Raw genomic sequence first — 15,576 nt, forward strand, 5'->3', positions numbered from 1 at the left:
AACAAGGGGAAGGGAGCCGAGCTGATGTACCGTCTGCTGCTTGTCGACGACGAACCGATTATCGTGGAAGGCTTGCACGACTTGTTCCGCGGCAGCGACGAGCTGCAGCTGGAAATTTATTGCGCGTTTAACGCCCGCGAGGCGCTCGCCATCGCCGGCAAAATGCGGATCGATGTCGTGCTGACCGACATCGCCATGCCGGAGATGAACGGCATCGAGCTGCAGAAGGAAATGAACCGGCTCTGGCCGCGCTGCAAGGTCGTTTTTCTGACCGGCTACAACGACTTCGACTACATCCGCAGCTCGCTCCGCCAAGGGGCGATCGATTACGTGCTGAAAACCGAAGAAGACGAAACGATCGTCGCCGCCATCGCCAAAACGCTGGACCTGATCGAGCGGGAGTGGCAATACGAGCAGATGCTCGACAAAGCCCGCGGCAGCTTGGTGAAGGCGATGCCGATGCTGCGCAAGGAATATTTGAGCGAGCTGCTGAGAGGCGAAGCCGCAAGCGAGCTGTCGCGGCGCGCGAGCTTCGCCGAGCTCGGCGTGCCGCTGGATGCCGCGGCGCCCGTGCTGTTCGTCGCCGGACGCGTCGACAGCTGGCGCGACGACTTGATCGTCGGGGACAAGGCGTTGTTTTTGTTTTCCGTCAACAATATCGTGGAGGACTTCTTCGGGCCTGCATTCCGGCTCGTTTATGTGCCGCTGACCCCGGATCGTCTGCTGTGGATCATGCAGCCGAAGCCGGAGGCGTTCCCGGCGGACGGCGCGCAGGCGGAAGAAATTCGCCGCTTCCTGCTCGGCACGATGGAGTCGGCGCAGGGCGCCTGCCGCGACTATTTGAAGCTGCCGATGTCGTTTGTCGTCGGCGGCAGCCTGATCTCGTGGGAGGAGCTGCCGGACAAATACGACCGCGTCTCCGTGCTGTTCGCGCGCGGCCTCGGCCTCGGGCAGCAGATGCTGCTTACCGACGAGCACATGCTTGACCTGCAGCGCAGCGAGGACCGCGGCAAGGTGAACCGGATTCACCTGCTCGGGCAATACCTGGAGAACAAGGAGCATGACAAGTTCAACGACTTGTATGCCGACATCATGGCGTCCGTGCACGGCGCGCCTAATATGCAAACCGGCATCGCGCTGGAAGTTTTTTTCTCCCTGGCCGCCATCTTCGTCTCGTACTTGAACCGGTCGCAGCTGATGAGCGAAATGCAGGGCAAAATCCAGATCAACCAGCTCACCTCCATTCAGGAACACGCTTCGTGGCGGGACGTGACCGACTATTTTCAGAAACTGGCCGACTTGCTGTTCTCCCGCACGGCGGACGAAAACGAGCAAGTGACAGACGACGTGGTGCGCAAGCTGAACGCCTATATCGAAGCCAATCTGCACAAGGACGTGTCCCTTACCCAGCTGTCGGAAGTCGCGTTTCTGGCGCCGGCCTACTTGTCCCGCCTGTACAAGATGAAGACGGGCGTGAGTATCACCGACTACATTACGACGCTGCGCATCCAGATCGCCAAACGGCTGCTGACCGAGTCGCAGCTGCAAATCCGCGAGGTGGGAGCGGCGATCGGCTATGACACGCCGTCGTATTTTTCGCGTTTTTTCCGCCGGGAAACGGACATGACGCCGCAAGAATATCGCGACGCGGTCAAGAAGTCATGAAAGGGACAGCGATGTAAAGACATTCTGATTTCGGGCCCATACGCCCCCTCCTATAATGAAAAGTGTAATCGACAGAATCATGAAGGGGAGGAATACCCATGAACGCCCGCAAGTGGAGAAAGGTGTCGCTTGCCGCGCTGATCGGTACGGTGACGGTTGTAAGCGCGTGCAGCAAAGGCGGTGAATCGTCTTCCGGCTCGTCCAGCCCGAGTCCCAGCACGGCGGCATCGTCATCGCCATCCGCCTCGGCGGCGCCGTCCGTCGCCAATGGGCCGCTGACGAAGTATCCGCAGGAAATTACCGTGACGACCGTTCGTTCGGCGAATGCGGCAACGAAATACCAGGCCGGCGACACGCTGGACAGCAACATTTGGACCAAGAGCTTCAAGGCGGACTTGAACATCAACGTCACCAACAAATGGACCGTCAGCGACCAGCAATTCAAAAACAAACTGACCGTGTCGATGGTGTCCGGCGATCTGCCCGACTTTTTCCTTGTCGACGACCAGCAGCTGCAGCTGCTCGTGCAAGCCGGCCAAATCATGGATTTGACCGATCTGTACAACAAGTACGCAACCGATCTGACGAAACAAACATTCGGCAACGACATGAAGTCGGTGCGTATGCAAGCGGCTACCTTCGGCGGCAAACTGATGGCGATTCCGAACGGCGGCGGTTCGCATGACGATCTCCCGATGGTCTGGGTCCGCAAGGACTGGCTGGACGCGCTGAACCTGCAGCCGCCGAAAACGATGGACGACGTCATGAACATCGCCAAAGCTTTTGCCAACAACGATCCGGACAAAAACGGCAAAAAGGACACCTTTGGCCTGAGCCTCGATTACAACCTGTGGGGCGGCTGGTCCGGCCTCGACGGTTTCTTCAACGGTTACGGCGCTTATGCGTTCAACCCGACCAAAGGCTCGGGCACGAACCTGGTGTTCCTGAAAGGCGCGGACGGCAAACCGGCGTACGCCGATATTCAGCCGGAAGTGAAAACGGCGCTCGGCAAGCTGCAGGAGCTGTTCAAGGCGGGCGCGATCAACCCGGAATTCAGCGTCATCGACGGCGCCAAGTCGGGCGAACTGGCGACGCAAGGCAAGGTTGGCATGAGCTTCGGGCAATGGTGGGTCGGCACTTGGCCGATCGCCGATATGAAGAAGGCCGATCCGAAAGTCGAGTGGCAGGCGTACCCGCTCGTTTCCGCGGACGGCAAGCCGGTCAAGGGACTCAGCACCAGCGCTCTCCCGACCAAGTTCTACGTCATCAACAAAAACGCCAAAAATCCGGAAGCCGTCTTCAAGCTGCTGAACTACTTCAATGAAAAAGTGTACGGCAAAACGCCGGACGAAACTTACCACCAGGTAGTCAAGGACGGCACCACGTATCAGGTGTTCTCCTACGCGCCAATTGTCGGCACGCCGACGGAAACGAACCAGAACGACTATGAAGCGATCCAGGCGGCGCTGCAATCGAATGACGCCACGAAGCTGACGCCTGCGGCGAACACCTATTACACGGCTATTCAGAAGTACAAAACCGGCGATTTCGGCAATTTCGTCTGGTGGTCGACGTTCGGTCCGAGCGGCGCGTTCGGCATCCTCGGCAATTACAAGAAAAACAACCTGGTCGTCGAATCGGGCTACACGGCGCCGCCGACCGAAACGATGGTCAGCAAAGGCCCGACGCTGCGCGACCTCGAAGCGAAGGCATTCACGAAAATCATTATGGGTGATCCGCTCGATTCGTTCGACGATTTCGTCAAACAATGGAAGCAGCAAGGCGGCGATCAAATCCTGAAGGAAGTCGCCGAAAGCGGCAAATTCAACTGATTCGTTATGCGTGAGCGGTGCGGAGGAGGGAGCTTGCCTCCCTCCTTTTCCATTGTCGCAAGCTTAGGAGGGACTCCGGATGATCGGCAAATTTCGCAAAATCGCCTACCCGCTGCATGTGATGCTGCTCCCGGGACTCATCGTTATCGCCATCTTTTCCTACGGACCGATGGTCGGCATCGTCATCGCGTTTCAAAACTTCAATCCGACGAAGGGGCTGTTCGGCTCGAATTGGGTCGGACTGGAGCATTTCCGTTACGTCTACAGCCTGCCCGATACGTACAACGTCATTCGCAACACGCTGGTCATCTCGTCGATGAAGCTGGTCGTCGACCTCGTCGTGACGATCGGCACGGCGCTCCTGCTCAATGAGATCCGGCTCAAGCTGTTCAAGCGTTCGATCCAGACGATCATTTATTTGCCGCACTTCCTGTCGTGGGTCATCTTGTCCGGCATTCTGATTGACGTGTTGTCTCCCAACACCGGCATGCTGAACGAATTTCTCGCCTGGCTCGGGTTCAAGCGGATCTTTTTCCTTGGCAACGAGAACTGGTTCCCGTTCGTGCTGGTCGGCACGAATACGTGGAAGGAATTCGGCTTCGGCACGATCGTTTATTTGGCCGCGCTCACCGGCATCAACCCGGCATTGTACGAAGCGGCGGTGCTCGACGGGGCAAGCCGCTGGAAGCAGACGCTTCATATTACGCTGCCCGGCATCACGCCGATCATCGTGCTGATGCTGACGCTGAGCGTCGGCAACATCCTGAACGCCGGCTTCGATCAGGTGTTCAACATGTACGGCCCGGCGGTTTATTCCACCGGCGACATTCTCGATACGTTCGTGTACCGCACCGCGCTGATCAATGCGCAGCTTAGCGTGGCGACGGCGGTTGGGCTGTTCAAATCGGTCATTTCGTGTTTCCTCATTTCGGCGTCGTACCTGATCGCATACCGGCTGGCCAATTACCGCATCTTTTAGCGCCGCAAGGAGGGTTTTCCATGGTACAGAACAAAACGTTTTCGCATCGGCTCGTAACGGCGCTGAACTATGGCTTTCTTCTGGCGTTGGGACTGTTGTGCATTTTGCCGCTCCTTAACGTGCTGGCGGTTTCGTTCAGCTCGAAGGAGGCGATTTTGGCGGGCAAGGTGACCTTCTGGCCGGTCGAATTTTCGATAAAAGCATATGCGTTCGTTGCGGTGAAAAAAGAGTTTTTGCGCTCGATCGGCATTTCGCTGGAGCGTGTGCTGCTCGGCACGACGATCAGCATGATCCTGACAATCCTGACGGCGTACCCGCTGTCGCGCGAAGTGAAGGCGTTCAAGTCGCGAACGGCGTACGCCTGGATCTTCGTGTTTACGATGCTGTTTTCGGGCGGGCTGGTGCCGGGATATGTCGTCGTCAAGCAGCTTGGGTTGATGGATACGATGTGGGCGCTGGTGCTTCCGGGTGCGGTGCCGATCTTCAACGTCATTCTGATGCTCAACTTCATGCGCAATTTGCCGAAGGAGCTGTCGGAAGCGGCGTTTATCGACGGGGCCGGGCACTGGCAGCTGCTGTGGCGCGTCGTGCTGCCGCTGTCGCTGCCGTCGCTTGCGACCGTCGGCCTGTTCACGATCGTCGGCCAATGGAATGAATGGTTCCACGGCATCCTGTACATGAACGATCCGAAGCATTACCCGCTCGCGAGCTATTTGCAGACGATCGTCATTCGTTACGACTTGACGCAAATTCGTTCGCCCGAGGAGATGCAGATGCTGAGCACGATCAACGATCGTGCGGTGCGGGCGGCGCAAATTTTTCTCGGGGCGCTGCCGATCTTCCTCGTGTATCCGTTCCTGCAGCGTTATTTCATGTCCGGCATCGTGCTCGGCAGCGTAAAAGAATAGGCGGCTCTGGTTACAGAACCGCAACCGTCAGGCGAGGGGCAGCCTGGCGGTTGTGGTTTTTTGCTCCGGGCAGCCGGCGGGGGAGAGGTTTTTGAAATCGTGTCTGTTGGTTATCCCATCGGCTCAAGTTGGGAAGTTGCCGAGAGGACAAGCACGTGCCAGTCTGAGCCAAGGGGATAGCGGGCAGAAGAAGCAGGCCGTATATGATAAGGGGGGCGAGCCTGACTCAAGCGACATTTGGTTGCAGGCGAAAATAGCCCATGAAAAATGGCTTATTTGCTTCATTTCGGCCTTATCATCCCGAATAGCCAGCGAAAACACTGGCTATATCGGCCAAACAGCCTCAATCCGGGCAGATGGACACGAAATAGCCAGTGAAATCACTGGCTATTTCGTGTCGACGGCCCATTTTTGACGAAATAGACCATAAAAGATGGCTTATCGCGTCGAGCTCGCGGCTTGCTACAGCGTCATCGGCAGCCCGCTGTCGGCCGACGCGTAAATCGCGTCGGTGATGCGCTGCGCCTGCAGCGACTGCCGCAAGCTCGTCTTCGGCTGCCCGCCGGTGGCGATGGCTGTCGCGAAGTCGACGATCGGCCCCGCGTGCGAGATGTTATGGTCTTCGACGCCGTGCCACAGCGTTTCGCTCAACACGCCGAGCTGCGGATCGAGCCGGTCGAGCGTCAGCCGCTTCGAGCCGTCCGGTTCGGCTTCAAGCGCAAGCGAGCCGAGCGTGCCGATGATTTGCCAGTCGAATGCGGTGCGCGCCGGCATGTATTCGCCGCGGTCAAGCTGGATGACGGCGCCGTTCACGCAGCGGATGAACGCCATCGCATGCGTCTCCGCATCGGTTCCTTGCGCCGGCGACGGCACGTGAGAGGCGATAACCGGCGGGATCTGCCACGTTTGCGCCAGCACGGTTTCCGGCACAAGCGACCAGCCGGTGACGCCGAGCAAATAGTCGATATCGTAGCAGCCCCAGTTGGTCAGGATGCCGCCGGCGTTGATCGCCCGGTTCAGCCGCCATACCGGCGGCATTTTCTCCGGCGCCTTGTTCGCCGCGAACAAGGCATGGCCGCGCACGACGCGCAGTTCGCCGAGCGTGCCGGCGGCAATCGTTTCCTCCGCGATGCGCGCGTGCTCGAAGAAGCGCAGCCGCGCCGAGCAGCAGGCGGCGACAAGGTCGCCTTGCGCGGCGAGCAGCTCGCGAATTTCGCTTTCGTTCATGGCCGTCGGCTTTTCCAGCAGCACATGTTTGCCCGCCTGAAGCGCCTTAAGCGCCAGCGCCGCCCGAATGTTCGGCGGCAGCGCAAAAAGCACGCCTTCCACGGCAGGATCGGCGATCAACGCTTCCGCATCGGTATAATAGGTGCCGATGTTGAATTTTTCGGCAAGGCCACGCGCGGCCTCCTCGCGAATATCCGCTACCGCGACCACTTCGATCCACGGATGATTGGCCGCCATTTTCAAATGAAGGCCTGCAATAACGCCGCACCCAACGATGCCAAGGCGCACTTTCCGGTGTTGCGATTCCATCGTCAAATCCCCATTCTTCATGAAATCGGTTGCTTCTCCATCTTAAGAAATTGCCCGTCCCGGTACTACCTCAATCTTTTCGAATTCGTTGCAAATTTTTCGCCGCGGCGGCTTTGGTCGAGCGGGCAGGCATTTAAAATCCGGCGAAAGAAAATATTTATAACGATTTGATTGAAATTGCAATTGATGGCGCGGGAGCGATCCCCCTATAATCGCCTTGATGCGCCGCATGGCGACATTCATCATTCATGACGATTCGAGGTGTACGCATGCTCTTCTATATCGCTCCGAACGGCAATGATGGTGGTCCGGGCACGGAAGAGTCGCCGTTTCGCACGCTTGCACGCGCGCGCGACGCCGTTCGCGAATGCAAGCGAAGCATGATCGGCGATATCGTCGTGTATTTGCGCGGCGGCGTTTACCGGATGGCGGAAACGGCGATGTTCGACGATCGCGACTCGGGAACGGACGGCCATCGCGTCACGTACCGCGCGTATCCCGGGGAAACGCCGGTGCTGAGCGGCGGCGTCGAATTGGGCGGCTGGAGCAAGGCAGGTCAACTGCTGTACAAGTGCGATGCAGGCACGCTAAGGTTCCGCCAGCTGTATGTCAACGGCGAGCGCGCCATCCGCGCAAGAACGCCGAACAAAGGGAACTACTTCCGGCTTCTTCGTTGGGATCGGGACAATCGGGAAATTGTGATCGACCGCAGCCAGATCGGAGACTGGCCCCATTTGGACCAGGTCGAGATGGTTGTGCAGCAATATTGGGCCGAGTCGACGGTAAGGCTTGCCGGCTTTACCGTTCACGGCAACGAGGCGCGCGTCAAGCTGCAGGAGACGGAAGCGGACATCCTGTTCGTCCGCCCGCATCCGCCGCATGCGCAAGGGCAGCCGTTCCATTTTGAGAACGCGCTGGCGTTTGCGGACGCCGAAGGCGAATGGTACAAGGCAGCGGACAGCGGCGACCTGTACTACATCCCGCGCGCCGGCGAAGACATGGCAACTGCGGAGACGGTAGCCCCCATGCTCGAAACGCTGGTGAGCGTGGCGGGTACGCCGGATCGGCCGGTGCGCGACCTCGTGTTCGAAGGCATCACTTTCATGCATACGGGCTGGCAACGGCCGAACGAATGCGGCAATTTGACGCTGCAAGCCGGGCAATACAACTTGTTCGCCGACGCGAACGACAACCAGCGCGTCGGCCGGCCGCCGGCAGGCGCATACGTCGCTTGCGCGCAGCGCGTTCGTTTCGAGCGCTGCGAATTCCGCCATATGGGGGCGACGGCACTAGATTTTCATTACGGTACGTCTGGCTGCGAAGCGGAAGGCAATATCGTTGCCGACGTTTCCGGCAACGGGATATCGCTTGGCAAATTTAACGATCCGGAAGGCAATATCGGCGACGCGTACAATCCCTCCGATCTTCGCGAAGTTTCGACGGGCGACCGGATCGCGAACAATGTCGTCCGCCGGGTCGGCCTCGATTATTACGGCAGCATCGGCATCGCTGCGGGTTACGTGAAGAACGCCGTCATCGAACATAATGATTTGGCCGATCTTCCGTACACCGGCATCAGCCTCGGCTGGGGCTGGCTGCATACGGACAGCGCATCGTCTTGCAATCGGATCGTGCGCAACCGGATTGCTTTCTCCATGACGCAGCTGTGCGACGGCGCCGGCATTTATACGCTGTCCAAACAGCCCGGATCGGAAATCAGCGGCAACCTTGTGACGGATATCAAACGTTCCGAGTGGGCCGGTTCGTTCCCGATTTCGGCGATTTATTTGGACGAGGGCAGCGAAGGATTTCGCATTTTCAACAACTACAGCCGGTATTCGACGCCGGAGGACGTCCATCTGCATCGCACGGGCGACAACGTGATCGCCAATTACGCCGCATCGCCGGACCGCGTAGCCGCGGAAGCCGGCCTGACGGAAGCGTATCGCGATCTGCTGGAGCATGCGGCGGCGGCCGGCAGGGAGGCGGAAGCATGACACTGGTTGGCAAAACGGCGATCGTTACCGGCTCGACGAGCGGCATCGGCGAGGCGATCGCCGAGAAGCTGGCGGGCAGCGGCGTCAAGGTGGCCGTCACCGGGCGCGACGAAACGCGCGGGCGGCAAGTGGCGGAGCGGCTGCAGGCGCAAGGCGGCGAAGCGATCTTCGTCCGCGCCGACCTGAGCGACCCGGCGGCGCCGGAGCGCATCGTTGCGGCGGCGGCCGCGGCATGGGGGCGCATCGACATCGTGGTGAACAATGCGGCGCTCATCAGCAACAAGCCGCTCGAGCAAGTCGTACACGGCGATTGGGACAGCCTGTTCGCCGTCAATTTAAAAAGCGCTTTCTTCGTCGTGCAGGCGGCGCTGCCTTATTTGACCGCGAGCCGCGGCTGTGTCATCAACGTCGGCTCGACGAACAGCTTGCGCAATTCCCGCGACAATCTCGTTTATGATACGATGAAGGCGGCGCTCAACCATATGACCCGCGGCCTCGCCATGGAGCTGAAGAACCGCGGCATCCGCGTCAACGCGCTGCTTCCCGGCGGCACCGTTACGCCGGCGCTGACGCGCTGGCTCGAAACTTACACCGGGAGCGCCGAAGAAGGGCGCCGAATGCTGGACAAGGAGCTTGGCGAAGGCATCGTCGCCTTGCCGGAGCAAATTGCGGACGGCGTGCTGATGCTTGCCGACGAGCGTTCGTCGTGGATCAACGGCGCGGCGATTCCGATAGACGGCGGGGCCCATCTTACTTAATTGGAGGCTATATCGATGCAACCAGACAAACGCAAGCCGAATGACGACGCGCCCGACATTCCCGTTCTGCATGCGAACGAGGCCGTCGTTCCGCCCGAATGGGCGCTGCTGGAGCGGCAAATGATCGACGTGATGAACAAGGGAGCGCTGGAATTCGTGCAGCGTTATACGAACGAAGACCGCACCCTCATTTGGCGCGAGGAATGGCCGGGCATGGACGGCTCGGACGACCCTTACGAAGGCTTCATGAACTTCCCGCTGTTTTATGCGCTTGGCGGCAGCGAGGAAGTGTACCGCGTGTCGCGCGAAATGTACGACGCGATCACTTGGCAGTGGACTCAGTACGGACAAATTCACAACGAATTCGACGCTTATTACGATTGGATGCATCACGGAGAAGGCTATTTGTTTTTCTACTTTTTCGGACTGGCCGATCCGACTGTGCCGAAGGACCGGCAGCGCGCGATCAAATACGCCGGCTTCTACAACGGCGAAGACCCGGAAGCGCTCAACTACGACACGGAACGCAAGCTGATCCGTTCGCCGATTACCGGCAGCAAAGGGCCGCGCTTCGTGCAAACGGCGGAAGACTGGGAGACGCACCGCGAAATTCTGGACGAATACTTGCCGCCGTTCGAAGACATTCCGGGCGTCGACGGCAACGGCCGAGTATGTCCATGGTCCGACGACACCGTCTACCGCGAAATATTGAACCGGATCAACGAGCGCCAGGCGCGCGGCGACGTGCCGCTTAATCTGTGCTCGACGAGCATGATGACGCACGCCTATATGTACACGGCCGACGAGAAGTACCGCGCCTGGGTGCTGGAGTATCTCGGCGCCTGGAAGGAACGCACGGACCGCAACGGCGGCATTACGCCGGACAATATCGGGCTCTCCGGGGAAATCGGCGAATACAACGACGGCAAATGGTGGGGCGGCTACTACGGCTGGCGCTGGCCGCACGGCGCGATGACGATTCTCGAGCCGACGGTTATCGCCGGCTGCAATGCGGTGCTTCTAACCGGCGGGGACACGTCCCATCTCGACCTGGCGCGTTCGCAGCTCGATCTGCTCTGGTCGCTCGGCAAAGACGACAACGGCCAATGGGTCGTGCCGAACCGCCATTACGACGACGGCTGGCGCGATTACCGCATCCCGCATCCGATGTTTGCGGTATATCTCTGGAACGTATCGATGGAGGAGCAGGACGCGGCGCGCGCCGAACGCGGCTGGTCGTCCGCGCAGTTCGACAGCATCGATTCGCGCTACAGCAGCTACGGCCAGAAGACGAACGGCGGCCATATGGGCTACAACGGCAATGCCGCCCAGTGGTTCAAATTTATCCGCGGCGGCAACCCGGATTACCCGGTGCAATTGCTGCGCGCCAAATACGCGATCATCCGCAAGCAGCTGGAAAAAATCCGTTCCGAGGAATATGCGCCGGAACGCACCGCGCTGTCGCAGGCGTCGATGACGATTCACCAGTGGCAGGAGCTGACGCCGGTCATCATCGAAGGGCTGGCGCAGCTGACGCTCGGTGCGCCGATGCACGTGTACCACGGCGGCTTGCAGCATGCCCGCGTTCGTTATTTCGACGCCAAGCAACGTCGCCCCGGTCTGCCGCAGGATGTGGCGGCGCTCGTCGACGGCCTCGGCGCCGACTTCGTCGAATTGCAGTTGGTCAACACGAGCCTGTTCGAAGAACGCGATGTGATCGTGCAGGCGGGAACCTTCGGCGAACACGCGTTTACGTCGGCGCAGCAGCTTGGCGAGGGCGGCGAAACGCTCGGCACGTCGGACGTGTCGGGCAAATGGCTGACGGTGCGGATGGCGCCGGGAACCGGGATGCGTTTGCGGCTCGGCATGAAGCGCTATTGCGCGCAGCCGACGTACGACACGCCATGGAGCAAGGCCGCAGCAGGAGTGAAACCGATCAAAGGCCGTCAGCTGGAGTAGGCCAATAAGGAGCGATTGACACCATGGAATCGATGATTACGCTTTATGTGGATACGGCCGGGAACGACAACAATCCCGGCACGGCGGATGCGCCGCTGGCGACGCTTGCCGGCGCGCGCGACGCGATTCGCCGCCTGAAGGCAACGTCCGGGCTGCCGCAAGGCGGCGTTACGGTGAAGCTGCGCGGCGGCGTTTACCGGCTCGCCGAATCGTTCCTGCTCGAGGAGCAGGACGGCGGCACGGCGGATGCGCCGATCGTTTATACCGCCGAAGACGGCGAAGAAGTTCGCGTCAGCGGCGGCATCGATTTGCCGGCCGCCGCCTTCCGGCCGGTGGAGAGCGTTGCCGTGCGGGCGCGCCTGCAGGAGCAAGTGCGCGACCGCATTGTGCAAATCGATCTTGGCGCGCTGGGCATCACATCGTTCGGCCGCATCGAGCAAACCGGCTTCGGCTTGTCGAAGTCGGCCAATCACGTCAGCCCGCCGGAGTTGTTCTACGACGGCCAAACGATGACGCTGGCGCGGTACCCGAACGTTGGTTACGTCAAAGTGGCGACGGTAGCCGATCCGGGCGGCAATCCGCGCGATTCGGACGGCAACGCCGCCGCCATCGCCGAAGAAATGCGCAAAGGCGCCACGTTCGCTTACGCCGACGACCGGCCTTCGCGTTGGCAGAATGACGGCGATATTTGGATGTACGGGTACTGGTACTGGGATTGGGCCGACGGCAACTTGCGCGTTTCCGCGATCGATGCGGGCAGCGGGCGCTTGTCGACGGAAACCGCCAGCTACTACAGCATCCGCGAAGGGCAGCGGTATTACTACTACAACGTGCTGGAGGAGCTGGACGCGCCGGGCGAATGGTACCTGGACCGGTCGAGCGGCATGCTGTATTTCTACCCGCCGGGTCCGATCGGCGACAGCACGGTGCAGTTGTCGCTGCTTGGCGATCCGCTCGTGCTGCTGCGGGACGCGTCGCACGTTACCTTGCGCAAGCTGACGCTGGAAGCGGCGCGCGGAACGGGCGTTCAAATTGCCGGCGGCGCCGACAATCTGGTCGCGGGCTGCACGATGCGCCGGCTCGCCGGCTTCGGCGTGCTGATTGGCGAAGAAAACGACATTCCGGCGTCCACGGCAACGGGCGTGCGCGAGGAGATCTTCATCAACGGCGGCGTACGCAACGGCGTTGTCAGCTGCGACATTTACGACACTGGCATCGGCGGCATCGTACTGGCGGGCGGCGACCGCCGCACGCTGACACCGGGCGGCAATTATGCGCGCAACAACGATATTTCGCGGTACAGCCGGCTCAAGCTGACGTACAGCGCTGCTGTGCAATTCAATGGCGTCGGCAACATCGCCGCGCACAACTACATTCACGACGCGCCGCATGTCGGCGTGCTCATTTACGGCAACGACCATGTGACGGAGTACAACCGGATTTACAACGTGCTGACCGAAACGGGCGATGCCGGCGCCGTGTATATCGGCCGCGACTGGACCGAAATGGGCAATGTCGTTCGGTATAATTTTATCCATCGCATCCATAACGACGCGTCGGAGCTGCACATCGGCATTTATTTGGACGACATGGCGTCGGGCGTGGAAATGTACGGCAACGTGCTGCACGACATCGATTTGGCCGTCATGATCGGCGGCGGCCGCAGCAATGTGCTGCGCGATAATTTGATCCTGAACAGCAACCGTTCGCTGCAGCTCGACGCGCGTTCGAAGCCGGGCGAATGGGCGGAGAAGCATTCGAGCGAAGGGCAGGTCATGCACCAGCGGCTGCTGGCGATGCCGGTCGCAAGCGAGCCGTGGAGCAGCCGGTATCCGGCGCTGCTGACGATATGGGAGGACACGCCTTCGTATCCGAAATACAACGTCGTGCAGCGCAACGTCATTTACAAGACCGGGCGGAGCTGGTACCACGGCGGGCTCATGTCGGAGCACGAGGATACGATGTGGATCGACCCGACCGGGCGGGAGTTCGGCACGATAGGCGACAACTGGGCGACGAGCGACGATTTGAAGTTCGTGGACGAAAGCGGCGAAAATTTCGCCTTGCAGCCGGATTCCCCGGTGTATCGCAACGTGCCGGGCTTCGAACCGATTCCGTTCGACAAGATCGGACTGTACAAGGACGAGTACCGCGGCTAAACGCGGGAGGACTTCCGGCAAACTGACAGGAGTTGATGCGCGATGCTGGAATTGAAGTCTTACACGGACGCCATGCTGGAGCATCAAATGACGCCGGCCGGGCCGATCCCGACGGCGCACGATCCGGATGGCGTATACCCTTACGAGAGCTATGTCGAAACGAGCCGTCGCGCCGAACTGCGTTCTTACCGCTTCATATCGCTGGAGAACGAGCATGTGCGGGCCGTCGTTTGCCCCGATCTCGGGGGCAAGGTTTACGCGCTGCAGCATCGCCCGTCCGGCCGCGAAGCGCTTCATCACGCGCCGATCGTAAGGCCGATCCGCGTGCTGCCGCGGCACTTTTTCATCGGCGGCGGCATTGAGGTCAGCTTCCCGATCTCGCATACGCCGGTGCAGATCGTGCCGGTGCACTTCCGCTGCGAGCGGATCGGCGATCGCATCTATGTCTGGTGCGGCGAACGGGAGCTGCGGTTCGGCATGCAGTGGACGGTCGAATATTCGCTAGGCGAGCACGATACGTTCCTTACCCAGCGCACCGTGTTCTACAACCCGACGGAAACCGCACATCCGTGGATGTCGTGGTCCAATGCCGGGGTGCCGGCGCGGGAGGATACGGAGTTCCATTACCCGCGCGGTCCCGTGCTGTATCACGGCGAGAAGATGGCGATGATCGATTGGGAGCGGGAAGGGCCGAAGCGGCAGTCCGATATGACGCGCATGGCCGGCTTCTTCTGGCGCGAGCCCGATTGCGGCGCGTTCGGTGCCTATACGCCAAGTCTCGGCTGCGGGCTGTACCACGTCGCCGACAGCGGCGAAGTGCCGGGCATGAAGCTGTGGACCGACGGCATCGGCCCGCACGAGGCGTTCATTACGCAGTATACGCTGGACGGCGAGCAATGCCTGGAAATTCAGGCCGGGCCGATCGTCGACCAGTCGATCAAGCAGGAGCTTCAGCCGCGGCAGAAGCGGTCGCATACCGAGTTCTGGATTCCGACGGACCGGCGCCTGTCCATCTACGATATTGAGCTTCCGGCGCCGGAGCTGATCCCGCTGGAGCGCGTTCCGCTGTTTGCCTGGCGGGACGGCTCGGCTTCCTTATGGACGCGCCTGCTGGACGCGTATTTCAGCGGCGACGATTCGCTTCGGCCGGCTCCTCCGGACGAATGCGACAACCGCTGGGCGCCGAGCGGCCTGGAGGAACTGGAAGCGGCGCTGCGCTGGGCGATCGAGGCATCGTCCGGGCGGGAGCGGGATCGTTGGTTGTTCCAGCTCGGCAGCTGGTACGCCGGCAACGATCGCACGGACGAAGCGCTTGCGGCGCTGGAAGCGTCCGGCGACGACCGCGCGGCCGCCCTGGCCGCCCGGCTGCACCGGCGCGTCAAGGGCGATGCCGCCGCAGCTGCGGCCTGCTACCGGCGGATTCGCTCGCGCGTATTCGCGCTGCACCCGCAGGTGACATTCGAGCGGGACGTGACGCTTGCGCTGCTCGGCGACGAGACGCTGCCGGAGCGCGAGCGCTGGCTCGAGGCGACTTCGGCGCTGCAGGACGAGTGGCTGATCGAGCGGCGGGCTGCGCTTGCCGCGGACAAGGGAGATTACGCCCTGGCCGCGCGGCTGCTGGAGTCGACGCCGTTCCAGCTCATTCACCAGCGCTACGCGCGCACGAAGCTTTGGCAGCGCGCGGCGGCGGCGCTCGGCCGGGACGCGGCCGCAATCCCGGCATCGCTCGGCGAGGACGATCTGTTCGTGTTCGGCGCGTACCGCGAATACGACGAAGAATAGC

Annotated in this window: 10 protein-coding genes; 9 read left to right on the forward strand and 1 reads right to left on the reverse strand. The window is 60.8% G+C overall.

Annotated features, from left to right (window positions below; translation table 11 throughout):
- The first annotated feature begins 24 nt into the window (after positions 1-24).
- From EXY20_RS17895 to EXY20_RS17910, 4 genes are all read left to right on the forward strand, one after another.
- Positions 25-1,665, forward strand: a complete 1,641-nt coding sequence (locus EXY20_RS17895; protein WP_135553470.1) for a response regulator — start codon at positions 25-27, stop codon at positions 1,663-1,665.
- A gap of 98 nt (positions 1,666-1,763) precedes the next feature.
- On the forward strand, positions 1,764-3,497 hold the full coding sequence (locus EXY20_RS17900; RefSeq protein ID WP_135553471.1) for an extracellular solute-binding protein: 1,734 nt from the start codon (positions 1,764-1,766) through the stop codon (positions 3,495-3,497).
- A 79-nt stretch (positions 3,498-3,576) separates the two neighbouring features.
- Positions 3,577-4,476, forward strand: a complete 900-nt coding sequence (locus tag EXY20_RS17905; RefSeq protein ID WP_135553472.1) for an ABC transporter permease — start codon at positions 3,577-3,579, stop codon at positions 4,474-4,476.
- 20 nt (positions 4,477-4,496) lie between these two features.
- Entirely contained in the window at positions 4,497-5,384 is an 888-nt protein-coding gene (locus tag EXY20_RS17910; protein WP_135553473.1) for a carbohydrate ABC transporter permease, read from the forward strand.
- A 462-nt stretch (positions 5,385-5,846) separates the two neighbouring features.
- Here EXY20_RS17910 and EXY20_RS17915 read toward each other — a convergent pair whose 3' ends face one another.
- Positions 5,847-6,920 (reverse strand): Gfo/Idh/MocA family protein, encoded by a 1,074-nt coding sequence (locus EXY20_RS17915; protein WP_167859331.1) that lies wholly within the window; start codon positions 6,918-6,920, stop codon positions 5,847-5,849.
- A 248-nt stretch (positions 6,921-7,168) separates the two neighbouring features.
- Here EXY20_RS17915 and EXY20_RS17920 point away from each other — a divergent pair, with 248 nt between their 5' ends.
- The 5 genes from EXY20_RS17920 to EXY20_RS17940 are packed head-to-tail and all read left to right on the forward strand — an operon-like array spanning position 7,169 to position 15,575.
- Positions 7,169-8,917: a right-handed parallel beta-helix repeat-containing protein gene (locus EXY20_RS17920; RefSeq protein ID WP_135553475.1), complete on the forward strand. Its 1,749-nt coding sequence runs from the start codon at positions 7,169-7,171 to the stop codon at positions 8,915-8,917.
- Positions 8,914-9,675 carry an SDR family NAD(P)-dependent oxidoreductase gene (locus EXY20_RS17925; RefSeq protein ID WP_135553476.1) on the forward strand — a complete coding sequence of 254 codons (762 nt, stop codon included), beginning with the start codon at positions 8,914-8,916 and terminating at the stop codon, positions 9,673-9,675. The genes EXY20_RS17920 and EXY20_RS17925 overlap by 4 nt, the downstream gene beginning before the upstream one ends.
- A 15-nt stretch (positions 9,676-9,690) precedes the next feature.
- The gene (locus tag EXY20_RS17930) at positions 9,691-11,634 is read left to right on the forward strand and encodes a hypothetical protein (protein ID WP_135553477.1); all 1,944 of its coding nucleotides are present in this window, start codon (positions 9,691-9,693) and stop codon (positions 11,632-11,634) included.
- Between the two features lie 23 nt (positions 11,635-11,657).
- On the forward strand, positions 11,658-13,793 hold the full coding sequence (locus EXY20_RS17935; RefSeq protein WP_135553478.1) for a right-handed parallel beta-helix repeat-containing protein: 2,136 nt from the start codon (positions 11,658-11,660) through the stop codon (positions 13,791-13,793).
- Positions 13,794-13,835: 42 nt separating this feature from the next.
- Complete coding sequence (locus EXY20_RS17940; protein ID WP_135553479.1) at positions 13,836-15,575, forward strand: DUF5107 domain-containing protein; 1,740 nt, start codon at positions 13,836-13,838, stop codon at positions 15,573-15,575.
- Position 15,576: the final 1 nt, after the last annotated feature.

This window comes from Paenibacillus cymbidii, assembly GCF_004764705.1.
Lineage (GTDB): Bacteria > Bacillota > Bacilli > Paenibacillales > NBRC-103111 > Paenibacillus_AN > Paenibacillus_AN cymbidii.